Source organism: Stenotrophomonas sp. STEN030 (assembly GCF_056759995.1).
Genome location: NZ_JBRREB010000003.1, coordinates 93366 through 116168, shown reverse-complemented (window position 1 = coordinate 116168; position 22803 = coordinate 93366). Strand labels below are relative to the sequence as shown.

17 protein-coding genes and 2 pseudogenes are annotated in these 22803 nt (G+C 63.8%); 5 read left to right on the top strand and 14 right to left on the bottom strand.

The genetic code is table 11. The features are described 5' to 3' along the window. Positions 1-33: 33 nt before the first annotated feature. Complete coding sequence (locus tag ACVOLR_RS01720) at positions 34-1647, bottom strand: APC family permease (RefSeq protein WP_481534903.1); 1614 nt, start codon at positions 1645-1647, stop codon at positions 34-36. Between the two features lie 482 nt (positions 1648-2129). Between ACVOLR_RS01720 and ACVOLR_RS01715 the strand changes: the two are divergent. The 4 genes and pseudogenes from ACVOLR_RS01715 to ACVOLR_RS01700 all read left to right on the top strand — a co-directional run. Further along, positions 2130-2282, top strand: a pseudogene (locus ACVOLR_RS01715) (hypothetical protein); the annotation flags it as partial. A gap of 123 nt (positions 2283-2405) precedes the next feature. Further along, positions 2406-2903, top strand: coding sequence for a COG4705 family protein (locus tag ACVOLR_RS01710; RefSeq protein WP_481534924.1), 498 nt, complete (start codon positions 2406-2408; stop codon positions 2901-2903). 99 nt (positions 2904-3002) lie between these two features. Beyond that, the gene (metF, locus tag ACVOLR_RS01705) at positions 3003-3833 is read left to right on the top strand and encodes a methylenetetrahydrofolate reductase [NAD(P)H] (RefSeq protein ID WP_481534902.1); all 831 of its coding nucleotides are present in this window, start codon (positions 3003-3005) and stop codon (positions 3831-3833) included. Between the two features lie 46 nt (positions 3834-3879). After that, the gene (locus tag ACVOLR_RS01700) at positions 3880-4506 is read left to right on the top strand and encodes a DUF4124 domain-containing protein (protein ID WP_481534901.1); all 627 of its coding nucleotides are present in this window, start codon (positions 3880-3882) and stop codon (positions 4504-4506) included. A gap of 26 nt (positions 4507-4532) precedes the next feature. Here the strand turns inward: ACVOLR_RS01700 and ACVOLR_RS01695 are convergent, their stop codons facing one another. The 3 genes from ACVOLR_RS01695 to ACVOLR_RS01685 form a co-directional block, all read right to left on the bottom strand. After that, a complete protein-coding gene (locus ACVOLR_RS01695) occupies positions 4533-5477 on the bottom strand; it encodes a Nudix family hydrolase (protein ID WP_481534900.1) in 945 nt (314 codons plus the stop codon). A gap of 286 nt (positions 5478-5763) precedes the next feature. Next, entirely contained in the window at positions 5764-8475 is a 2712-nt protein-coding gene (secA, locus tag ACVOLR_RS01690) for a preprotein translocase subunit SecA (RefSeq protein ID WP_481534899.1), read from the bottom strand. A 177-nt stretch (positions 8476-8652) separates the two neighbouring features. Further along, entirely contained in the window at positions 8653-9603 is a 951-nt protein-coding gene (locus ACVOLR_RS01685) for a M23 family metallopeptidase (RefSeq protein ID WP_481512174.1), read from the bottom strand. A 12-nt stretch (positions 9604-9615) separates the two neighbouring features. Here ACVOLR_RS01685 and ACVOLR_RS01680 point away from each other — a divergent pair, with 12 nt between their 5' ends. Continuing rightward, positions 9616-10050, top strand: coding sequence for a DciA family protein (locus ACVOLR_RS01680; protein WP_481534898.1), 435 nt, complete (start codon positions 9616-9618; stop codon positions 10048-10050). Between the two features lie 227 nt (positions 10051-10277). On the opposite strand, the gene lpxC is transcribed toward ACVOLR_RS01680, so the two are convergent. The 10 genes and pseudogenes from lpxC to ACVOLR_RS01630 form a co-directional block, all read right to left on the bottom strand. Beyond that, positions 10278-11189: a UDP-3-O-acyl-N-acetylglucosamine deacetylase gene (gene lpxC, locus ACVOLR_RS01675; protein WP_481534897.1), complete on the bottom strand. Its 912-nt coding sequence runs from the start codon at positions 11187-11189 to the stop codon at positions 10278-10280. Positions 11190-11473: 284 nt separating this feature from the next. Beyond that, complete coding sequence (ftsZ, locus tag ACVOLR_RS01670) at positions 11474-12700, bottom strand: cell division protein FtsZ (protein ID WP_481512177.1); 1227 nt, start codon at positions 12698-12700, stop codon at positions 11474-11476. Between the two features lie 217 nt (positions 12701-12917). Further along, positions 12918-14153 carry a cell division protein FtsA gene (gene ftsA / locus ACVOLR_RS01665; RefSeq protein ID WP_481512178.1) on the bottom strand — a complete coding sequence of 412 codons (1236 nt, stop codon included), beginning with the start codon at positions 14151-14153 and terminating at the stop codon, positions 12918-12920. After that, a complete protein-coding gene (locus ACVOLR_RS01660; RefSeq protein WP_481509760.1) occupies positions 14150-14878 on the bottom strand; it encodes a cell division protein FtsQ/DivIB in 729 nt (242 codons plus the stop codon). The genes ftsA and ACVOLR_RS01660 overlap by 4 nt, the downstream gene beginning before the upstream one ends. 91 nt (positions 14879-14969) lie before the next feature. Then, on the bottom strand, positions 14970-16406 hold the full coding sequence (gene murC, locus ACVOLR_RS01655; RefSeq protein ID WP_481534896.1) for a UDP-N-acetylmuramate--L-alanine ligase: 1437 nt from the start codon (positions 16404-16406) through the stop codon (positions 14970-14972). 43 nt (positions 16407-16449) lie between these two features. Then, positions 16450-17547 (bottom strand): undecaprenyldiphospho-muramoylpentapeptide beta-N-acetylglucosaminyltransferase, encoded by a 1098-nt coding sequence (murG, locus tag ACVOLR_RS01650; protein ID WP_481534895.1) that lies wholly within the window; start codon positions 17545-17547, stop codon positions 16450-16452. A gap of 185 nt (positions 17548-17732) precedes the next feature. Next, positions 17733-18866: pseudogene (gene ftsW / locus ACVOLR_RS01645) on the bottom strand (putative lipid II flippase FtsW); the annotation flags it as partial. After that, a complete protein-coding gene (mraY, locus tag ACVOLR_RS01640) occupies positions 18866-19951 on the bottom strand; it encodes a phospho-N-acetylmuramoyl-pentapeptide-transferase (protein WP_481517188.1) in 1086 nt (361 codons plus the stop codon). The gene mraY and the pseudogene ftsW, both read right to left, overlap by 1 nt. Next, positions 19941-21323 (bottom strand): UDP-N-acetylmuramoyl-tripeptide--D-alanyl-D-alanine ligase, encoded by a 1383-nt coding sequence (locus tag ACVOLR_RS01635; protein WP_481534894.1) that lies wholly within the window; start codon positions 21321-21323, stop codon positions 19941-19943. Before ACVOLR_RS01635 ends, mraY begins: the two co-directional genes overlap by 11 nt. Then, on the bottom strand, positions 21320-22795 hold the full coding sequence (locus ACVOLR_RS01630; protein ID WP_481534893.1) for a UDP-N-acetylmuramoyl-L-alanyl-D-glutamate--2,6-diaminopimelate ligase: 1476 nt from the start codon (positions 22793-22795) through the stop codon (positions 21320-21322). Before ACVOLR_RS01630 ends, ACVOLR_RS01635 begins: the two co-directional genes overlap by 4 nt. Between the last annotated feature and the right edge of the window lie 8 nt (positions 22796-22803).

The following is a 22803-nucleotide window of genomic DNA, read 5'->3' as shown; positions in this document are numbered from 1 at the left end:
TCCACTGCTAGTAGCGAGCCTTCGCCAGCCAGCTCAGGCCTGCGCCTGCGCCTCGTGTTCGGCCACATCCATCGACGGCGTGCGCCAGCCGGAGTTGACGCCCCACAGATAGAACACGACACCAATTGCTGCCACCAGCAGCAGATCCCAGCCATAGCTCAGGTAGCCAGCGCCGCCGAAGGCAGTACTGCCCGCCCACGACACCAATGCCAACAGTGGCAGATAGCAGATCAGCCACATCGCGCCTTTCAGCTGGCGGCCGAAATCATGCCAACCAATCTTGCGCTGGTAATAGATGTAGACAGGCAGAGCGATAACCATCAGCAGGATGATTTCACCGGTCAGCGGCCAGCGCGCCCAATACAGCAGTTCGGTGGCCATTACGAAAGCCACGCCCGCCAGTATCGGCAGTGCGACCACCCGCAGCGGACGATGCAGGTTCGGCGCGGTTCGGCGCAGTGACATCACGCTGATCGGCCCGGTCATGTAGGAAATAACGGTGGCTACCGAGATCACCGCAGCCAACGTGCCCCAACCACGGAAGAAGAACAGGAACAGGAAGGACACCGCCAGGTTCAGCCACATCGCCGGGCGCGGGACGCCCCAGCGCGGATGGATATTGCCCAGCACCTTGGGCGCGGTGCCGTTCTGCTGCATGCCGTAGATCATGCGCGCGGTGGTTGCGGTGTAGGTCATGCCGGTGCCGCTGGGGCTGACGAAGGCATCCACGTACAACAGCATCGCCAGCCAATGCAGGTTGAGGATCAAGGCCAGCTGAGCGAAGGGCGAACGGAAATCGATACCATGCCAGCCGTGCTCGGCCAACATCTGGCTCGGCACTGCGCCGATATACGCCACCTGCAGCAACACATAGATCACTGCCGCCAGCAGGATCGAGCCGACCACCGCGAACGGAATGCTGCGACCGGGGTTACGCGCTTCACCGGCCAGATTCACCGGACTCTGGAAACCGTTGAAGCTGAAAACAATGCCGGCAGTTGCAATGGCTGTAAGGATGGCGGAGAAGTCCAGGATTGGTGTACCCGGTCCTTTCAATCCAACTGAGAAATTTTCAGCATGGAAGCCGCTTGCGATCAAGGCCACAGCGGTCAAGGTCGGCACGATCAGCTTGAACACAGTGATGGCGCTATTGGAGTGCGCGAACAGCTTCACGCTCCAGAAATTGATCAGGAAATAGACGATCACCAGCACCGCCGCGATCAGCAGGCCGGCATGACTGAGCTCACCCATTCCGCCCGGCTGCTGTACATACATGTCCTGCGCCCACTGCCACGGCCATGACGCCATGTACTGCACCGAGGCCTCGGCCTCGACCGGAATCACCGAGACGATGGCGATCCAGTTGGCCCAGGCGGCAATGAAGCCGACCAGCGAACCGTGCGAGTAATGGCTGTAGCGCACCATGCCGCCAGATTCGGGAAACATCGCGCCCAGCTCCGCGTACGTCAGGGCGATGGTGAGGATGATGGCCGCGCCAAGCACCCACGCCCAGATCGCACCGGGCCCAGCCAGGCCGGCTGCGCGCCAGGCGCCGAACAGCCAACCCGAGCCGATGATCGAGCCCAGGCCGGTAAGCATCAGGGCAATGGGGCCGACGTCGCGGCGGATGGCGCTGGATGCGTTCATGCTGGCTTTCCAGTTGAGGCGGCGCCGGAGTGGCGCTGGCGTTGGATCATCGCAAACCGAATGTTAAGCCGAGCGTGGTTTTTGCTGGCTGGGCGTTGCTGCCAGAACCGGCATAGCCGGAGGCTTACTGCGGTTCACTGACATGCCGAAAGCGGCAAAGCCCTGCTCCCTCCCTTGCGCCGAAGGCGTAGGGGAGGGCGTCGTTTGCGGTGAATTCAACGTTCAAACGCATTTGATTTACGGCTTCTACTTCCGCCCCCTCGCGCAGTGCAGAAGCACAAAGCAATGAAGCAGAACTACCCCTCCCCAGCCCTCCCCTTGCCTGCGGCAAAGGGAGGGAGCGTAGTGCCGAGCCATGCTCGGCAGGAGCCCTCGCTCGCTGCGAACGGCCGCGTGCCGCAATGAACATCCCGCTCATCACACACAAATCTACGACGCAACTCCGACAACAGCACACCGACAGTGGCTGCACTCCCGCGTAGATGATTGCCATGTCGCCGACCGATTCACTCAGCGAATCACTCAGCAAGGTCCCCGCCATCACCCTCGGCTTCTGGATCATCAAGATCCTCGCCACCACCTTGGGCGAAGTCGGCGGTGATGCCGTCACCATGTCAATGAACCTCGGCTACCTGATCGGCACCGCGCTGTTTGCCACGGTGTTCGCGATCGCGGTATTCGCGCAGATCCGCTCGCCCAACTTCCGGCCCTGGGTTTACTGGTTCGCCATCATCGCCAGCACCACGGTCGGCACCACCCTGGCCGACTATGTCGATCGCTCGCTGGGTATCGGCTATACCGGCGGTACCACCCTGCTGCTCGCCTTGCTGCTGACCACGCTGTTCGTCTGGCAAAGCAGCACTGGCAGTATCTCGGTTACCCAGATCAACTCGCCACGCAGCGAGTTCTTCTACTGGCTGACCATCACCTTCTCGCAGACCCTGGGCACCGCCTTGGGCGACTGGGCCGCCGATACCCAAGGCTTGGGCTATACCGGCGGCATCGCCTTGTTTGGCGGGCTGCTGGCGTTGGTAGCGCTGTTGTACTTCTACACCCGCATCTCCCGCACCGCCCTGTTCTGGTCGGCCTTCGTCCTGACCCGGCCGCTGGGCGCGGTGGTCGGCGACTTCCTCGACAAGCCGCTGGATCACGGCGGTCTGGCCCTGAGCCGCTACCCCGCCACGGCCGTGTTGCTACTGGCCATCGTCGCCTGCATCGCGCTGCTGCCGCAGCGCCCGGCACGCCACGCCCACTGAGATTGCTCCGGCTTGCTGCGGTCTCGGCTGAAACCATTGCACATCCATCTTGATAGAGAGATATAATCACTGGCATTCCGTCAGACCCGGCCGCTTCCGATGACCGCGCTCAGCTTCGAGTTCTACCCGCCCAAGACCGACGACCAGCGCGCCCAGCTGGACCGCACCGCCGCCAAGCTCAAGGCCTACGCGCCGGAATACGTGTCGTGTACCTTCGGCGCCGGTGGCTCGACCCTGAGCTATACCTCCGAGACCGTGCGCCACCTCAACCAGCATCACGGCCTGCAGGCGGCACCACATCTGTCCTGCGTCGGTGGCACCCGCGAGGAAATCCGCGAGCTGCTCAAGCTTTACCGCGCCATCGGGGTGAAACGCATCGTCGCCCTGCGTGGCGACCTGCCCTCGGGCATGGGCTTCCCCGGTGACCTGCGCTACGCCTCCGAGCTGATTGCCTTCATCCGTGCCGAGCACGGCGATGCCTTCCGTATCGAAGTCGGCGCGTACCCGGAAACCCATCCGCAGGCCAGCGATGCATTGACCGATCTGCGCCACTTCAAGACCAAGATCGATGCCGGCGCCGACGCCGCGATCACCCAGTACTTCTACAACCCAGACGCCTACTTCCACTTCGTCGATGCGGCACGCAAGCTGGGCGTTGAGGTGCCGATCATTCCCGGCGTCATGCCGATCTCCAACTTCAGCCAGCTGCGCCGTTTCTCCGAGCAATGCGGTGCCGAGATCCCGCGCTGGGTCAGCAAGCGCATGCAGGCCTATGGCGACGATGCGGAGTCGGTGCGCAGCTTCGGCGCCGACGTGGTTGCCGGTCTATGCGAGCGCCTGATTGCCGGCGGCGCGCCGTCGCTGCATTTCTATACGCTCAACCTGGCCAAGCCGACCAACGCCGTCCTGGAGCGCATCGGCAAAAGCTGAGCGCTCATCACTTCCTGCGCGCAGGGCCAACCGCTACCCTTGGCCGATGCGCCTGCTGTTACTCCTGTTGCTCACCTGCTCCGCCTTGGCGGCATTCGATGCGCATGCGCAGAAGATCAACCGCTGCACCAATGCGCAGGGTCAGACCGTCTATGGCGACAAGCCCTGCGAAGTAATGGGTGCCCGCGCACGCCTGCTACCCGATGCACGTGCAGTTGGCGGTAGTGGTTTGTACCGCGACAGCTGCGCACGCCGGCTCAGTGAACTGGTTGCACAGATCCAATCGGCTGCCGATGCGCGCGATCCCAATCGACTGTCCGGCATCTATCTCTGGAATGGGCTTTCCAGCGCCGCCGCGACCCGGGTCATGGATAGGCTGGATGAGATCGTGCAACGGCCGCTGATCGACATCGCACCGGTGTTTCCGGAGGAACCGGCCTATGTTCCCGCGCCGCCCGAGCCATTCACCTATACCGATGGCACCCCGGTCGATCCCACACAGGCGGCCGGCACCAGTGGCTATCCGGATGTGCAGGCAATCAGCAACACCAGTAGCGGCCCACGTCGTCCAATTGCTTTGCGCCTGGAGCAGACCCTGCCGCGCAGCGCCACACCGACGCGGACCATCCTGCATCTACGCCGTCAATACAATTGCTTCTGGATCACCCTGTAAGCGCGCAGCTCGACGCCGTCAGCTGCTCAGACCTGCGGCCACAACGCACGAATCGCGGCGACACCCAAGGCGCCATGCCGGCGCGCGGTTTCGACATCACCAGCACCCATGCCGCCAATCGCATAGATCGGCAGCGAGACCCGCTCACGCAGCTCCACAAAGGCATCCCAGCCCAGGCTGACGGCATCCGGATGGGTAGCGGTGGCCTGCACCGGCCCCAGCACCGCGAAATCGCAGCCCAGCTGCTGTGCCGCCTGCAACTGCGCAAGATCGTGGCAGGACGCGGCCACCAGCATTGATTCGGGCAGGGGCCGCGCCTGTAGCTGCACTAGCTGCTCGCTGCCCAGGTGCACGCCGACACCCAGCGCACTGGCCAAGGCGATATCGCGATTGATCAGCACCTCAACCTGCTTGCCGAAGCGCTCCACCACGGTTCTGGCCAAGGCTTCGCGCTGCGCTGCCATCGGGGTACGCAGCTGGATGCGGCGGATGCCGCCGGCGATGGCGGCTTCGATCGACGCCAGCCAGGCGTCCTCGCCGTCGGTCGGCTCGGGTGTGACCAGGTAGTGGCAGGGCTGGCGCAGCGCCGCCACTACCGGCAGGTCGGCCGGCGGCATCGAATAGCGCGACAGCTTGTCCGGGGTTACCCAGGTGATGGCCTGGCCTTCACGGCCCCGCGCGGTGCCCTTCCAATGGCGTACGCGGCGCACTTCCAGGCGCAGGCGCTTGTCCGGGTAGATCTGCGGCACGTCCATCACCCACTCGCCGATCTCGGCCTCGATGCCCAGTTCCTCGCGCAGCTCCCGGATCAGCGCCTGCTCCGAGGTCTCGCCGGGCTCACGCTTGCCGCCGGGGAATTCCCAAAGGCCGGCCATGTCGCTGTCGCCGGTGCGCCGGTTGAGCAGGATGCGACCGCGCGCGTCGGTGATGACGGCGGCCACGACGTGGATCGAGCGTGAAGGAGATGTCATGGACTGAGCATGCCGAAAACAGGGCTGTTGGTGCAATCGTTGAGTTCGGCCCCTGCTTTTGTAGGAGCGGCGTCAGCCGCGAAGCTGGCGCACCATCAGAGTGCAAAGATGGTTGGCCCGGCGGGACTCCCGGCTTCGCGGCTTACGCCGCTCCTACAAAAGCCTGGCTGGCTGTAGTGCCGAGCCAAGCTCGGCAGGAGCATTACCGGTGAAGCCCCTGCCGAGCATGGCTCGGCACTACAGGGGCAGTGCTCAAAAAAAGCCCCGCACTTGGCGGGGCTCTTTGTCAGTTCAGTTGGCCGTGGCAGTGCTTGTACTTCTTGCCACTTCCGCAGGGACAGGGATCGTTGCGGCCGACCTTGGGCGCATTGGCCTCGTCGATCACTTCCGCCGCTTCCTCGTCGGCGCTGTAGCCGCCGTTGTCCTGGTGCTGGAACTGCGACATCTGCAGGCGTGCTTCGGCCTGCTGACGCTCCAGCTGCTCCATCGCCAGCACTTCTTCCTCGCTGCGCACACGCACGCGCGAGAGCATGGTGATCACTTCGCGCTTGACGTCCTCCAGCATCTGCGAGAACAGCTCGAAGGCTTCCTTCTTGTACTCCTGCTTGGGCTGCTTCTGCGCGTAACCACGCAGGTAGATGCCCTGGCGCAGGTAATCCATGCGTGCCAGATGCTCCTTCCAGCTCTGGTCGAGCACGGTCAGCATCACGTGCTTTTCCAGTGCGCGCATGGTCTCGGCGCCAACCGCCGCTTCCTTCTGCGCGAAGTGCTCATCCACGCGGTCGATGACCTTCTGCGCGATCGCCTCGGCGTCGAGTTCTTCGTGCGCCTTGACCAGGCCAACCACGTCCATCTCCACGCCGAACTCGCCTTCCAGCGTGGCCTGCAGGCCCTGCAGGTCCCACTGCTCGTCCACCGAGTTCGGCGGCACGAAGCGGGTCACCAGGTCATAGATCACGTCGCCGCGGATGCCGTCGATGTTTTCCTTGACCGACTCTGCGTCCAGCAGCTCATCGCGCTGGCCGTAGATCACCTTGCGCTGATCGTTGTTGACGTCGTCGAAGTCGAGCAGGTTCTTACGGATGTCGAAGTTGTGCGCTTCGACCTTGCGCTGTGCCTTCTCGATCTGACGGCTGACCATGCGGTCTTCGATGACGTCATCTTCCTTCATGCCCATCATGCGCATCGCCTTCTGCACCCAGTCAGAGGCGAAGATGCGCATCAGGTTGTCTTCCAGCGACAGGTAGAAACGGGACGAACCCGGGTCACCCTGACGACCGGAACGGCCGCGCAGCTGGTTGTCGATACGACGCGATTCGTGGCGCTCGGTGCCGACGATGTGCAGGCCGCCAGCAGCCTTGACCGCTTCGTGACGTTCCTGCCACGCCGCCTTCACTGCGGCCTTCTGCTCGTCGCTGATGTCTTCACCCAGCTCATGCAGTTCGGTTTCCAGCGAGCCGCCGAGCACGATGTCGGTACCACGGCCGGCCATGTTGGTGGCGATGGTGACCGAGCCCGGACGACCGGCGTTGGCAACGATGGTCGCTTCGCGGTCATGCTGCTTGGCGTTGAGCACTTCGTGCTGCACGCCGGCCTTGCGCAGGTGCTCGGACAGCATTTCCGAGGTTTCGATCGAGGTGGTACCCACCAGCACCGGTTGGCCGCGCTTGGCGCATTCTTCAATGTCCGCCAGCACCGCGTTGAACTTGCCCTTGCGGTTGAGGAACACCTGGTCCGGGTAGTCCTTGCGCACGGTCGGCTTGTTGGTCGGGATGACCAGCACTTCCAGGCCGTAGATGCTCTGGAATTCGAACGCTTCGGTATCAGCCGTACCGGTCATGCCGGACAGCTTCTTGTACATGCGGAACAGGTTCTGGAAGGTGATGCTGGCCAGCGTCTGGTTCTCACGCTGTACCGGCACGCCTTCCTTCGCTTCCACCGCCTGGTGCAGGCCGTCGGACCAGCGGCGACCGGCCAGGGTACGGCCGGTGAATTCATCGACGATGACCACTTCGCCGTCGCGCACGATGTAGTCCACGTCACGCTGGTAGATGGCGTGCGCGCGCAGGGCGGCGTTGAGGTGATGGACGACGGTCAGGTTCTGCGCGGCGTACAGGCCGTTGTCGTTGTCGGCGCCGATGATGCCGGCTTCGCGCAACAACTCTTCGGCGTGCTCCATGCCGGCTTCGGACAGGAATACCTGCTTGCCCTTCTCGTCGACCCAGTAGTCGCCCTCGCCCTCTTCGGTTTCCTGCTTGATCAGGCCCGGCACCACGCGGTTGACGCGGATGTACAGCTCGGGTGAATCGTCGGCCGGACCGGAGATGATCAGCGGGGTACGCGCCTCATCGATCAGGATGGAGTCGACTTCGTCGACGATGGCGTAATGCAGGCCGCGCTGGTAACGGTCGGCGCGGGTCAGCGCCATGTTGTCACGCAGGTAGTCGAAGCCGAATTCGTTGTTGGTGCCGTAGGTGATGTCGCTACCGTAGGCCTCGCGCTTGTCGCTGTGCGGCATGCCCGGGTAGACCACGCCAACGCTCATGCCCAGCCAGTTGTACAGCTTGCCCATCTGCGCCGAGTCGCGGCGGGCCAGGTAGTCATTGACCGTGACCACGTGCACGCCCTTGCCTTCCAGTGCGTTGAGGTAGACCGGCAGCGTTGCCACCAAGGTCTTGCCTTCACCAGTACGCATTTCGGCGATCTTGCCCAGATGCAGGACCATGCCGCCGATCAGCTGCACGTCGTAATGGCGCATGCCCAGCACGCGCAGGGAGGCTTCGCGGCAGACCGCAAAGGCTTCCGGCAGTACCTTGTCCAGCGCTTCGCCAGCGGCGATGCGCTCACGGAACTCGGGGGTTTTGGCCTTCAGCTGGTCATCGGAGAGCTTCTGCATCTCCGGTTCCAAGGCATTGATCTTGGCGACGATACGGTTGAGCTGGCGAAGCTGGCGCTCGTTACGGCTGCCAAAAACGCGGGTAAGCAGGCTGTTGATCATTGAAGGAACCGGTTTGAATGAAATGCCGTGCGACCTGGCTCACCCCCTGGGTTTACCGGTCACAAACGAAACAGGGCGCAATGCGCCCTGTCGATGGCAACGCCTATTGTAGCTTGGGGCGGATGCTTGGGTTTCAAGCACCCCCAAACAAGTCAGCCGGAGCTGACCTGCTGCCCATCAGCCACGGCTGACCCGGCCGACCGGCGTATTGCCGCCCTCGCCAAGGAATTTACGCGGGTTCATCACCACGCCGTTCTGCCAGACCTCGAAATGCACGTGGGCGCCGGTGGAACGGCCAGTGGAGCCGGCCTTGGCCACTTCCTGCCCGGCCCGCACCAACCCGCCTTCACGCACCGTCAGGCGCGAATTGTGCGCGTACAGGGTCTTGTAGCCATTGCCATGGTCGATTTCGACCACATTGCCGTAACCGCCCTTCACACCGGAGAAGCTGACCACGCCGTCGGCCACGGCCAGCACCGGGTCGCCAACACGGGCGTGGAAGTCCATGCCCTTGTGGTTGCCAACACCGCGACCGAACGGGTCAGCGCGGCCACCGAAGCTGGAAGTGACGTAGGTGTTGCGGATCGGCATGCGCGAAGGCACGGCGTTCTGTTCGAGCTGGTGATCGAACAGCAGCGATTCCATCACCGACAACTGCTTGCCTGAAGCAGCGAAACGCTGCTCCAGCACCTGTAAGTCGGTGTTTACCGCGCTGACCGGGATGTCCTGGGTCGGGCCGGGCTCGCCTTCACCCATACCCGGGGTTTCCTGGAAGTCGAACTCGCCGTCTTCCAGCTTGCCCATCTGGGTCAGGCGCTCACCCAGGGCGTTGAGCCGGGTGGCCTGTGCCTGCAGCTCGCCGAGGCGGGCGGCCAGTGCGTTGACCTGGGTCTGCGCGTCGGCGCGGACCTTGGCCAGCTCCTGTTCCTGATGGTCAACCTTGGATTGCAGCGCCGAGTCGCCGGCCATGCCGATGGCGAAGCTCAGGGCCACGCCCATCAGGCAGCCAAGGCCAAGTACGCTACCCAACAGGGCTTGAGGACGATCCTCGAAGAACATCTGAACACGTGACAAGGGCGTCTTAGCCTTCTGTTCACGCGTTTTGATTACGATCTTTTTAAATGTCATTGAAGAATTCTTATGTCAGAGCCGAAATCCAGTGTTCGTTCCCGTTCCGCGCCCAAACAGGCGCTGGAAGCGGCGATGGCGGACAAAGCAGGTAATCCGCTGCGCCGGGCCCTGTGGCTCGATGCGATGGACCGGCAATTGCGCCCCCATTTGCCGCCGGCGCTGGCTAACCGTTGCCGGTTGGCCAATGTGGACGGCGAACACCTCGTTTTTCTCGTCGAATCGCCGGTGTGGCACGCCAAAGTAAGGCTTGCCGAAGACCAGCTGCTCGACGCGGCCCGATCCATCGGGCTGAAGGCCACCCGGGTGACCGTCAAAACTGCGACCGCGTCTGCGCACTCCCCAGTGCGTAACGATCAACGCAGCACAGCAGTAAGCGAAACCACGCACAAAGGACTGCGCGACGCGTTGGAAGCCCTGCAGGATGTGAAATCAACAAAGTCCTGAAGGGCCACCGGGAGCCTGGTTGGCCCCGGCCTCCACCCGACCGTCTCTACGGACCGGATTGGAGCCAGCAGGAATCCTAGCCGCGGAATGCAGCGAAGGAGTTAGTCTTTTGTTAATCAAAAGTTAAATTCAGACTGAAAGCCTGATCGGGTTCACACAACGACCACAAATGGGAATAGTCGTGCCCTGTGAAGGTCGTGTCTCTTACGACCTCACCGCTATTTAACTTAGGCGTAGGCCGGGATGCCGTACAGCACCGGATCGGCGGCTACCGGAGAGTCGTAGCTGGCCCATTCCCAGGCACTCTGGTCGGCCAGAAGGGCGCGTACCAGCTTGTTGTTGAGCGCATGACCGGACTTGAAGCCCTCGTAGGCGCCCAGCACCTGCCCACCGGCCAGATACAGGTCGCCGATGGCGTCCAGGATCTTGTGGCGGACGAATTCGTCGGTGTAACGCAGGCCGTCGTCATTCAGTACGCGGAATTCGTCAAGTACGATGGCATTGTCCATCGAGCCGCCCAGGCCCAGATTGCGCTCACGCATGTATTCCAGGTCACGCATGAAGCCGAAGGTACGGGCGCGCGAGATTTCCTTGATGTAGGCCGCCGTGGAGAACTCGATCTCCACCCGCGACTGCTTGGCCGGGATCATCGGATGATCGAACTGGATGGTGAAACCCAGCTTGTAGCCTTCGTACGGCGCAAAGCTGGCGACTTTGTCGCCGTCGCGCACTTCCACCGTCTTGAGGATGCGCAGGAAACGCTTGGCCGCGCCCTGCTCGACGATGCCCGCCGACTGCAGCAGGAACACGAACGGACCGGAAGAACCGTCCATGATCGGCAGCTCGGCCGAGGACAGTTCGACGATGACGTTGTCCACGCCGAGGCCGGCCAGGGCCGACATCAGGTGTTCAACGGTCTGGATCTTGGCGCCTTCACAGGTCAAACCGGTGCACAGGGTGACTTCGGTGACCAGATCGGCACGCGCCGGGACTTCCACCACCGGCTCCAGGTCCACCCGTCGGAACACGATGCCATGGTCAACCGGTGCCGGGCGCAGGGTCATATAGACCTTGTCACCGCTGTGCAGGCCGACGCCGGTGGCGCGGATCGTGTTCTTGAGAGTGCGTTGCTGGATCATGTGTATGTAAGGCCGGAGGGGCCGCGCAAGCGCAGCCAGGGGGACAAACAAGAATAACACGCGTTAACACGCGCCCTTTGCAGCGCCAGATTCGGCCGTCAGCTTCCGTCCAGTACCGAAAATATCGCCGGGCCGGCCTTGGCCCGACGATAAAGGACATGGTATTCCCGCCGGGGTGGACAGCCCCGACGTATCAGCTCTGCATCCAGCAACCCGCCAGTCCGACCCACGGCGCCGTTGCCGGCGCACGCGATGATCGGGCCTGGATGGCCACTGCTACCACATCAGTCAGCCTGGCGGCGCAGGAACGCCGGGATGTCCAGGTAGTCGTTCGGCAGCTCTGCAGCAGCCGGCGACGCCGACGAGGTGGAAGCAGACACGGTGTCCGAGCTCGGACGACGCAGGCCCATGCCCATGGTGTGACCCACGGCCTTGGCCACGGCATCGGCCGGGCTCTCGTACTCTTCGAACTCAGCCTGGCCGGTGGTGGCGTTGCGCACCAGCTTGATCGGGCCGCGCTCGCCCGGACGCTGCGCGTTCTTGGCAACAGCACGGTTCAGGCCGGTGGCAACCACGGTCACCTTGATTTCGTCACCCAGATCCGGATCGATCACGGTGCCGATCACCACGGTGGCGTCTTCCGAAGCGAAGGCGTGCACGGTGCGGCCGATTTCGTCGAACTCGCTCATGGTGATGTCGGTGCCGGCGCTGATGTTGACCAGCACGCCATTGGCGCCGGCCAGGTTCACGTCGTCCAGCAACGGGTTCTGGATCGCGGCTTCGGCAGCTGCCTGGGCGCGGTCATCACCACGTGCGGTACCGGTGCCCATCATTGCCAGGCCCATTTCCGACATCACGGTGCGCACGTCGGCGAAGTCGACGTTGATCAGGCCCGGACGCACGATCAGATCGGCGATGCCCTGCACGGCGCCCTGCAGCACGTCATTGGCGGCACGGAAGGCCTGCACCATGGTGGCGTTGCGGCCGAGCACGGTGATCAGCTTTTCGTTCGGGATGGTGATCAGCGAATCGACGTGCTGGCTCAGCTCCTCGATGCCCTTCAGTGCCACCTGCATGCGGCGACGGCCTTCGAACGGGAACGGCTTGGTCACCACGGCCACGGTCAGGATGCCCATTTCCTTGGCCAGCTGTGCCACCACCGGTGCAGCGCCGGTGCCGGTGCCGCCGCCCATGCCGGCGGTGATGAACACCATGTCCGCGCCCTGCAGGGCGTCCATGATGCGCTCACGGTCTTCCAATGCGGCCTGGCGGCCGACTTCCGGGTTTGCGCCTGCGCCCAGACCCTTGGTTACGTTGGTGCCCAGCTGCAGCTGCAGCTTGGCGCCACAATTCTTGATGGCCTGCGAGTCGGTGTTGGCAGTGATGAATTCCACGCCATCCACGCTGCTGTTGACCATGTGCGCCACGGCATTACCGCCGCCGCCGCCCACGCCAACGACCTTGATCACCGCGTTCGGTGCCATCTTTTCAATCAGTTCGAAATGCGCCATGTCCATGTCCTCTCTATTGCCGTGATTGGGTCGAGCATCCGGGAAGAATCCTTCTCCTTCTGCGCCCGCCCGCACCGGCGAGTTGTTTTAGGTGTACCGCTTCGGGTTGCCCCTGCACGGTGGTTGTTGCTTGCTTCAATGACTGCGTTACTGCACTTCGTCTTGCCTTACTGCTTGTCCTGCTGACTGCCTCACTGCCCTACCACCGGTACCGCGCTCAGAACTCGCCGCGGAACCAATTCTTCAATTTGTTGAACATGCTGCCGGCGCGCCCGGTGGGCAGCGACGGACGTCGCGGGTGTTCGATCTGGCTGCCCATCAGCAGCAGGCCAACGCCGGTGGCATGCACTGGATTGCCGACCACTTCACCCAGACCGGTGACGTGCTGCGGGATGCCAACACGTACCGGCATCTGCAGCATTTCCTCGGCCAGCTCGACCACGCCTTCCATCTTCGAGGCGCCGCCACTGAGCACCAGGCCCGCGCGCACCATTTCCTCGAAGCCCGAGCGGCGCAGTTCGGCCTGCACCATCTCGAAGATTTCCTCGTAGCGACCCTGTACTGCCTGCGCCAGCGAATGACGTGGCATGCGACGCGGCGGACGATCGCCAACCGACGGCACCTGGATGCTTTCCTCGGCCGTCGCCAGCTGTGCCAGTGCACAGGCGTAACGCACCTTGATCTGCTCCGCTTCCGGGGTCGGCGTGCGCAGCATATGGGCGATGTCGTTGGTGACGTGGTCACCGGCAATCGGCAGCGATGCGGTATGGCAGATCGCGCCCTGGATGAACACCGCGATATCGGTGGTACCGGCGCCGATGTCGACCATCACCACGCCGAGCTCACGCTCGTCGGCGGTCAGCACTGCCACGCTGGAGGCCAGCGAGGAAAGCACCAGGTCGTCCACCTGCAGGCCGCAGCGCTGCACGCACTTGCTGACGTTGGCGGCGGCAGACTGTGCGCACACCACCAGGTGGGCATGTACTTCCAGACGCACGCCGGTCATGCCAACCGGATTGCGGATGCCTTCCTGCGAATCATCCAGCACGTACTCGCGCGGGATCGCATGCAGGATCTTCTGGTCGGCGGGGATGGCCACGGCCTTGGCCGCATCCAGCACACGATCCAGATCGCCCCAACTCACCTCGCCTTCGCGGATCGGGGTGATGCCCTGCGAGTTGCGGCACTGCACGTGGTTGCCGGAAATCGATGCATACACCGAACGAATCTCGCAGCCGGCCATCAGCTCGGCTTCTTCGATGGCGCGCTGGATCGACTGCACGGTGGATTCGATATCCACCACCACGCCGCGCTTTAGACCGCGCGACTCGTGCGAGCCGATGCCGATGACCTCGATCGGGCTGCCCGGCGAGTACTCGCCGACCAACGCCACCACCTTGGAGGTGCCGATATCCAGGCCAACGATCAGTGATTTGTCACCCTTGCGGTTCATGTCCTGTCCTGCGTCTGCTTTGTTGCCGGCGGCGGGGTTCCCCAGCTCAGCGTGAATCCATTGGTATAGCGAAGGTCGGCGCGCACGATCGGCACCTGGGTGCGGGTCAGCTGCGGCAGAACGCGTACGAAGCGGCTCAGGCGTGAGCGTGCATCGTTGCGCCCAACAACCACTTCGGTGCCGTTATCCAGCGCCAGCGACCAGCTGCCGCGCGCGTCCATCGCGACTTTGCGTACGTCCACACCGGCCGGTGCGAACAGTGCGCGTGAATCGTTGTACAGCTCGACCACTTCGGTGGTCATGCCATCGGGGCCATCGAGTTCGGGCAGCGGTGCGTTCTCCAGACCGTGTGGCACCGCGAACAAGCGGCCCTGTTCGGACAGCAGGCGATCCTTGCCCCAACGTGCAAACGGACGGTGCTCGACGATGCTTACTTCCAGCACATCCGGCCACTGCTTGCGGACCTGCGCGCTTTCCACCCACGGCAGCTTTTCCACAGCCGCCTGTGCGTCCTGCAACTTCACCGCGAAGAAGCCCGAGCGTGCATATGGCAGCAAGGTCTTCTGCAGTTCTTCGGCCGGCACGCGCTTGAACTCGCCGTGCACGCGCAGCTTGGCCAGCGGCCAGCGCTCGGCACCCACCCAGCCGTTGACCACCGCCACCACCGGCAGCACCACCAGGGCGATGGCCAGCAACCAGGCGAGCATGCGCAGGATGGCATTCATCGTGCGCCCTCCCCTGCAGCGCGGCCGCAGGCCACCACCGCAGCCCGCAGTGCGGTTGCGTGGGTACGGCGCAGCGGCAGCGCGATAGGCATCATTCGCCCTTGGCCTCCTTGAAGCCGTCGGTGACCACCTGCTGGACAACGGCACCGATGTCGCCGGCCCCCATCATCAACAGCAGATCGCCGTCCTGCAGCACGTCCGGCAGCACCGAGGCCAGATCGGCGGAATGACTCACCACCACCGGCTCACTGCGGCCGCGCGCGCGGATTGCGCGTGCCAGCGACTTGGAATCGGCACCGGGAATCGGCGCTTCGCCGGCCGGGTAGACCTCGCTCAGTACCAGTGCATCCACTTCCGACAGCACGGCTGCGAAGGCGTCGAACTGATCGCGGGTACGGCTGTAACGGTGCGGCTGGAACGCCACTACCAGGCGTTTGTCCGGCCAGCCGCCACGGGCAGCGGCAAACACCGCTTCCAGTTCGCGCGGATGATGACCGTAGTCGTCGATCACGCGCACCTTGGCGCCCTTGTGGGTGGTGACTTCGCCAAGATCGTTGAAGCGACGGCCAACGCCTTCGAACTTCTCCAGCGCTGCGGCGATATCTTCCGGTGCCACGCCCAACTGCCACGCCACCGCAGCGGCAGCCAGCGCATTGAGTACGTTGTGCTTGCCCGGCAGTGCCAGCGTGACCGGCATGCTGGTGCCTTCCGGCAGGCGCAGGGTGAAGCGCATACGCGGGCCATCCTGCACCACGTCTTCGGCGCGTACGTCGGCATTGCTGCTCAGGCCGTAGCTCATCACGTGACGCGGCGTCTTGGCAGCCAGCGCAGCCACTTCCGGATCATCGATGCACAGCACCGCCAGACCATAGAACGGCAGGCGCTGCAGGAACTCGGCGAACGCTTCCTGCACACGGGCGAAGTCGTTGCCGTAGTTCTCCAGATGGTCGGCGTCGATATTGGTGATCACTGCCACCAACGGATTCAGACGCAGGAAACTGCCATCGCTTTCATCGGCCTCGGCCACCAGCCACTGGCCGCCGCCAAGCTTGGCGTTGGCACCGGCCGCCAACAGCTGGCCGCCGATCACGAAGGTCGGGTCCAGCTTGCCTTCGCTCAGGATCGCGGCGGTCAGCGAGGTGGTGGTGGTCTTGCCGTGGGTACCGGCAACGGCGATGCCGCGACGGAAACGCATCAGCTCGGCCAGCATCGCTGCGCGCGGCATGATTGGAATGCGCTGGCTGCGCGCTTCCATCAGCTCGGGGTTGTCTTCGCGGATGGCGCTGGAAACCACGATGCAATCAGTACCCAACACGTTGGCAGCGGAGTGACCGCGCATGACGCGCGCGCCCAGCCGCGCCAGACGGCGGGTGGCGGCGTTGTCAGCGTTGTCCGAACCGGAAACTTCGTAACCCAGGGTCAGCATCACTTCTGCGATACCGCTCATGCCGGTGCCGCCGATGCCGACGAAATGCACGCGCGGGAAGGCGCGGACCAGGTCGGTGGTGTCGTTGAGGCGGCGGATCATGCCTGGCCTCCGGTGTGGCTGGCGCGGGTGCGCGATGCCGTATTCATGCTGCTTCCTCAAGAATGATGTCTGCGATGCGTTCGGCCGCATCGACCTTGGCCAACCCACGCGCGGCTTGCGCCATCTGCATGCGGTGGCCGGGATTGTTTGCCAGCGTGCGCAGCACGCCTTCCAGATTGGTCGCCAGCGCGTCGTCCTGTTTGAGCAGTTCGGCGGCACCGCGTTCGACCAGATATTCGGCATTGCGGGTCTGGTGGTCGTCCACTGCGGCGGCGAACGGCACCAGCACACTGCCGATACCGACAGCGCACAACTCGGCCAGGGTCGACGCACCGGAACGGCACACCACCAGATCGGCCCAGCTGTAGGCAGCTGCCATGTCCTTGATGAACATGTCGACGCGGCCTTCCACGCCTGCAGCGCGGTAGGCCTGCAGTGCTTCTTCGTGCAGCTTCTCGCCGCACTGGTGCCAGACTTCGATGGCGACCTTATTGCTCAGCGCAGCCAAGGCCTTTGGCATGGCATTGTTCAGGGCGCGAGCGCCCTGGCTGCCACCCAGTACCAACACACGCATCGGACCACTACGACCGGCCAAGCGCTGCTCCGGCACCGGCAAAGCGGCGATTTCGGCGCGCACCGGATTGCCAACCACTTCTTCCTTGCCACCGGCAAAGCTGCCCGGGAAGCCCGACAGCACCCGTCGTGCAAAGCGCGACAGGATGCGGTTGGTCATGCCCGGCGCACGGTTCTGTTCGTGCACCAGCAGCGGCAGGCCATGCAGACGAGCGGCAATGCCACCAGGTCCGGAAGCAAAGCCACCAAAAGCCACCACTGCACGCGGCTTGCGATCACGCAGCACATAACCAGCACTGCGAATCGCACGCATCACCCGGATCGGTGCACCCAGCAAGGCCAGCTTGCCTTTGCCGCGCAGACCGGAAATGGCCAGCGTATCGACATGGATGTCGTGCTGCGGCACCAGGCGGGTTTCCATCGCGCCGTCAGCACCCAGCCAGGTGACCGGGATGCCGCGCTCGCGCAGCACCTTGGCCACGGCCAGCCCGGGGAAAATATGGCCGCCGGTACCGCCGGCCATGATCATCACCGGACGCTGGTCCTTGTTGAAGTTCGCGGAGGCCATCACGCAATCCTCCCGAAGGTGGGTTCGACGCGCTGCTGCATGCGGCTGGTGCCACGAGCGGCACTGCTCTGCGCTGCTGCGGCCGCTGCGGTCGCGGTGTCCATGTGCGGCTCGGCCGGTGCGTTGTCGTGCGCTTCGACAACGTCCAGTTCAACACCATCGAGGTCCTCGCGGACTTCCTGGCGGCGCACCGCACGGTTGTATTCGTAGGACACGCGCAGCAGCAGGCCCATCGCCACGCAGGTCATCATCACGCTGGAGCCGCCGGAAGAAATCAGCGGCAGGGTCAGGCCCTTGGTCGGCAGCATGCCCAGGTTCACGCCGATCGAGACGAAGGTCTGCAGGCTGATCCACAGGGCAATGCCGAAGGCGATGTAACCAGCAAAGTGGCGACGCATTTCAATGCAGCGCATGCCCAGCCAGAACGCACGGCCAACCAGCAGCACGTACAGGCTGATGATGCCGCACACACCAAGGAAACCCAGCTCCTCGGCAATCACCGAGAAGATGAAGTCGGTATGCGACTCGGGCAGGTAGTTGAGCTTCTGGATCGAAGCACCCAGGCCCACGCCGGTCCACTCGCCGCGGCCGATCGCCATCAGTGCGTTGGACAGCTGGTAGCCCGAACCCAGCTGGTCCTGCCACGGGTCCATGAACGAGGTGACGCGGCGCATGCGGTAGGGCTCGAAGATCACCAGCGCGATCAGGCCCGGCAACAGCAGCAGCACCGGCAGGATGATGCGCTTGATCTGCGCACCGCCCAGTACCAGCATGCAGGTGGTGATGCCCAGCAGCAGCATCGACGAACCAAAGTCAGGCTGCAGCAGCAGCAGTACGACCAGCACGCCAACCACACCGACCGGCTTGAGCATGGCCTGCCAGGTGGCATTGACCTCGTCGCGGAAGCGCACCAGGTAGCTGGACAACCAGACGATGTACAGCACCTTGACCGCTTCCACGGTCTGGAATTTGGAAAAGCCCAGGTTGATCCAGCGCTGCGCGCCATTGACGCTGCTGCCCAGGCCCGGCACGAACACCACGATCAGCAGCGCGAAGCAGCCCAGCAACAGCAGCTGGTTGTACTTCTCGATTTCCTTCAGCTCCACCCGCATCGTCACCGCTGCGAGGATCACGCCGATGGCGATGAAGATCAGGTGGCGGGTCAGGTAATAGAACGGACTCTGCGTCAGCGCGATGGAGCTGGAAGCCACCATCACGATCCCGATCGAAGCCAGCGCCACGGCGGCGCCAAGCAGCCACTTGTCGTAGCTGCCACCAATGGCTTCAAGTCGGGTTGCCTGACGCGAGTAGTCGTCCATCAGCGCACCTTCAGGGTTGCCAGGCCGATCAACACCAGCACCACCGAGATGATCCAGAAGCGCACGATCACGCGCGGCTCCGGCCAGCCCTTCAGCTCGAAGTGGTGATGGATCGGTGCCATGCGGAACACGCGTTTGCCGGTGAGCTTGAACGAAGCCACCTGGATCATCACCGACAGGGTTTCGATCACGAACACACCGCCCATGATCACCAGCACCAGTTCCTGGCGCACGATCACCGCGATGGTGCCAAGCACCGCGCCCAGCGCCAGCGCGCCGACGTCGCCCATGAACACCATCGCCGGATAGGTGTTGAACCAGAGGAAGCCCAGGCCCGCGCCGGCAATCGCCGCGCAGATGATCACCAGTTCACCGGCACCGGGAATCTGCGGGATCTGCAGGTAGCTGGAGAACACCGCGTTGCCCGAGGCATAGGCGAACACGCCCAGCGCACAGGCCACCAGCACCGTTGGCATGATCGCCAGACCATCCAAACCATCGGTCAGGTTGACCGCGTTGGAGAAACCAACGATCCAGAAGTAGGCAATCGCGACGAAGCTGATGCCTGCCAGCGGCAGCGCAATCGACTTGAACATCGGGATGTAGAAGGTGAGCTCAGCCGGCACCACTGCGGTCTTGTACAGGAAGATGCCTGCGGCAAGACCGAAGATCGACTGCAGCGCGTACTTCCAACGCGACTTCAGCCCGTTCGGATCGCGCTTGGCGATCTTCAACCAGTCGTCGTACCAGCCGATGGCGCCGAAGCACAGCATCACCACCAGCACCAGCCACACATAGCGGTTGCGCAGGTCGCCCCACATCAATACCGAGACCAACACCGTGGTCAGGATCAAGCCGCCGCCCATGGTCGGCGTGCCGGCCTTGGAGAAGTGCGACTGCGGGCCGTCCTTGCGGATCGGCTGGCCACCCTTGAGCTGGGCCAGGCGACGGATCGCCATCGGGCCCAACCACAATGACAGCGACAATGCCGTCAGGGCGGCGAGGATGCCGCGGAAGGTGATGTAGTTGAACAACCGGAACAGGCCGTCCAACTGCTGCAGCCAACGGGCCAATTCAAGCAACATGTGTAGTGTCCTCGCCGCGCTTCAACAGCGCAGTCACAATCTTGTCCATGGTGCTGCCGCGCGAGCCCTTTACCAGGCAACGCACACCAGCATGAAGTTCGGTTTCCAGTGCGGCAGCGAGCGCGGCGTGGGAGTCGAAATGACGCCCGCCTTCGCCGAACGCCGCCGATGCCGCTGCGCTCAGCGGGCCCAGCGTGTACAGACGCTTGAGACCGGCTGCACGGGCACGCTGACCAGCCTGCGCATGCAGTGCCTGTGCATCCGGGCCGAGCTCACGCATATCGCCCAGCACCAACCAGCCTTCTCCCTTGCCAGCAGCCAGCGCGGTGATTGCCGCAGCCAGTGAACCCGGGTTGGCGTTGTAGCTGTCGTCGATCAGCACCGCGCCGTTGTCCAGCAGATGCGCCACTTGGCGGCCGGCGACCGGGCGCGCCTGCGCCAGGCCTTCGACCACCCGCGGCAGCGCAATACCGGCGGCCAGTGCCATCGCGGCGGCGGCCAGTGCGTTCAGTACGTTGTGGCGACCCGGCAACTGCAATGCGACCTCGGCATCACCTTGCGGCGTGCGCAGCTGGAAGCGTGAACCAGCCTCGTCCAGCACGATGCCGGTCGCAGTGACGTCGGCGCTGACTTCCAGGCCGAAGCGAATCACCTGGTGCGCACCAGCGCGCGCAGCAAAGTATGGAGAGAAGGTGTCGTCGGCATTGATCACCGCGACACCACCATCGCGCAGGTCGTCATAGACGGCTGCCTTGGTGTTGGCGATCTCCAGCAGGCTGCCCATGCGCTCCAGATGTGCCGGGGCGACATTGTTGACGATGGACACGTCCGGCGCGGCGATGGTGGTCAGGTAGGCGATATCGCCCGGCTTGCCGGTACCCATCTCATAGATGGCGAAGTCGGCGTCTTCCGGCGCATCGATCACCGCCAGCGGCAGGCCGATCTCGTTATTGCGGTTACCCGGCGTGGCGTACACATGCTGGCCCAGCACCGCAGCGGCATGCTGCATGATGGCCAACAGCAGGTTCTTCACGCTGGTCTTGCCGTTGCTGCCGGTGATGGCGAACACGCGGGTAGCGCGCTGCTGCTGCATCGCTGCGGCAATCTTCGCCAGCGCCAACTCGGTATTGGCAACCACGATCTGCGGCACTTCCAATGGCAACAGGCGCTCCACCAACAAGGCGCTGGCGCCCTGCTCGACCGCATTGGCGGCAAAGTCATGGCCGTCGAAGCGCTCACCGCGCAGGGCGACGTACAGGCTGCCCGCCGCCAGCGTGCGCGTGTCATTGCTGACCGCATCGATGCTGGCGTCGTCGCCGTGGATTTCACCAGCGGCCCAATGCGCGATCAGCGACAGAGGCGTGCGCTTCATGCGTGCACCTCGCCATTGGTCTTGCGTGCCTGCAGCGCGCGCGATGCCACGTCGGTGTCATCGAAAGGATGTTTGATACCTGCAATCTCCTGGTAGGGCTCATGGCCCTTGCCGGCGATCAACACGATGTCGCCGGCCCCTGCCTGTGCGACCGCGGCGTCGATGGCGCGGGCGCGATCGCGCACCACTTTCACCTGCGCAGGCGTCACAAAGCCGGCCATGATGTCGGCGACGATCACGTCACCATTCTCGCCGCGTGGATTGTCGTCAGTGACGAACACCACGTCGGCCAATTTTTCGGCAATCGCCGCCATCTGCGGGCGCTTGCCAGTGTCACGCTCGCCACCACAGCCGAACACGCACAGCAGTCGGCCATCCAGATGACCATGCAGGCTGCGCAGCGCCTGTTCCAGCGCGTCAGGGGTGTGAGCGTAGTCGATGACCACGGTTGGCTCGCCCTTACCTCCGAGGCGATTCATGCGGCCGCGAATCGGCTGCAGCTGGCCCAGCACCTTGGCGATGTTGGCGCTGGTTTCACCCAGACCATGCAGCGCACCGGCCACGGCCAGCAGGTTGTCGATGTTGAAACGCCCGAGCAGCGGCGAGCGCAGCGCATGACGTTCATCACCAATAACCAGATCAAAGCCCAGCCCCTGCCCGTCCAGCACCAGCTTCTCGGCGCGGATGGTGGCGCCAGCCTGACCGGTCGAGCTCAGGCCGATGGCCTGCACGTCGGCTGCCAGCGTGGTGATCAGTTCACGGCCGAAGGCGTCGTCCAGATTGATCGCCGCAGCCTTCAGGCCCGGACGATGGAACAGCTTGGCCTTGGCAGCGCCGTAAGCTTCCATGTCACCGTGGTAATCGAGGTGATCGCGGGTGAGGTTGGTGAACACCGCCACGTCGTAATGCACGGCATCGACGCGGCCCTGATCCAGGGCATGCGAGCTGACTTCCATCGCCACTGCCTTGGCACCGCCATCGCGCAGCTGTGCCAGCACTTCATGCATCTGCAGCACCAGCGGCGTGGTGAAACCGGTCGGCACGACATCGCCGTACAGGCCAACACCCAGGGTGCCGATCGAGCCGCTGGGCGTGCCCAGCAGGTGCCAGGCCTGGCCGAGCAGCTGCACGGTCGAGGTTTTGCCATTGGTGCCGGTGACGCCGACCATGGTCATCGCCCGCGACGGCTGGCCGTGGAACTGGTCTGCCATCGCGCCCATGCGCGTACGCAGGCCGGGCACGGCGATGGCATCGGCCGGTGCCGGCAGCTCGGCCGGTGCCGGCGGATCAAACAGAATCGCGGCTGCGCCAGCGGCCTTGGCCTGCTCGACAAAGCCCAGCCCATGCGCGCCAAAGCCGGCGATTGCGACGAACGCATCACCGGCCCGAATATGCCTTGAATCCAATACCAGGCCGCCGATCTGCGGGTCCTGTGACAGGACCATATCCGGCAACAGCTGTGACAACTTCATTGTGTGGC

What these genes read in the sequence shown, in the direction of transcription:
- ACVOLR_RS01720 (WP_481534903.1), bottom strand. Translation starts at nt 1,647, where the DNA reads ATGAACGCATCCAGCGCCATCCGCCGCGACGTCGGCCCCATTGCCCTG.
- metF (WP_481534902.1), top strand. Translation starts at nt 3,003, where the DNA reads ATGACCGCGCTCAGCTTCGAGTTCTACCCGCCCAAGACCGACGACCAG.
- ACVOLR_RS01700 (WP_481534901.1), top strand. Translation starts at nt 3,880, where the DNA reads ATGCGCCTGCTGTTACTCCTGTTGCTCACCTGCTCCGCCTTGGCGGCA.
- ACVOLR_RS01695 (WP_481534900.1), bottom strand. Translation starts at nt 5,477, where the DNA reads ATGACATCTCCTTCACGCTCGATCCACGTCGTGGCCGCCGTCATCACC.
- secA (WP_481534899.1), bottom strand. Translation starts at nt 8,475, where the DNA reads ATGATCAACAGCCTGCTTACCCGCGTTTTTGGCAGCCGTAACGAGCGC.
- ACVOLR_RS01685 (WP_481512174.1), bottom strand. Translation starts at nt 9,603, where the DNA reads ATGACATTTAAAAAGATCGTAATCAAAACGCGTGAACAGAAGGCTAAG.
- ACVOLR_RS01680 (WP_481534898.1), top strand. Translation starts at nt 9,616, where the DNA reads ATGTCAGAGCCGAAATCCAGTGTTCGTTCCCGTTCCGCGCCCAAACAG.
- lpxC (WP_481534897.1), bottom strand. Translation starts at nt 11,189, where the DNA reads ATGATCCAGCAACGCACTCTCAAGAACACGATCCGCGCCACCGGCGTC.
- ftsZ (WP_481512177.1), bottom strand. Translation starts at nt 12,700, where the DNA reads ATGGCGCATTTCGAACTGATTGAAAAGATGGCACCGAACGCGGTGATC.
- ftsA (WP_481512178.1), bottom strand. Translation starts at nt 14,153, where the DNA reads ATGAACCGCAAGGGTGACAAATCACTGATCGTTGGCCTGGATATCGGC.
- ACVOLR_RS01660 (WP_481509760.1), bottom strand. Translation starts at nt 14,878, where the DNA reads ATGAATGCCATCCTGCGCATGCTCGCCTGGTTGCTGGCCATCGCCCTG.
- murC (WP_481534896.1), bottom strand. Translation starts at nt 16,406, where the DNA reads ATGATCCGCCGCCTCAACGACACCACCGACCTGGTCCGCGCCTTCCCG.
- murG (WP_481534895.1), bottom strand. Translation starts at nt 17,547, where the DNA reads ATGGCCTCCGCGAACTTCAACAAGGACCAGCGTCCGGTGATGATCATG.
- mraY (WP_481517188.1), bottom strand. Translation starts at nt 19,951, where the DNA reads ATGTTGCTTGAATTGGCCCGTTGGCTGCAGCAGTTGGACGGCCTGTTC.
- ACVOLR_RS01635 (WP_481534894.1), bottom strand. Translation starts at nt 21,323, where the DNA reads ATGAAGCGCACGCCTCTGTCGCTGATCGCGCATTGGGCCGCTGGTGAA.
- ACVOLR_RS01630 (WP_481534893.1), bottom strand. Translation starts at nt 22,795, where the DNA reads ATGAAGTTGTCACAGCTGTTGCCGGATATGGTCCTGTCACAGGACCCG.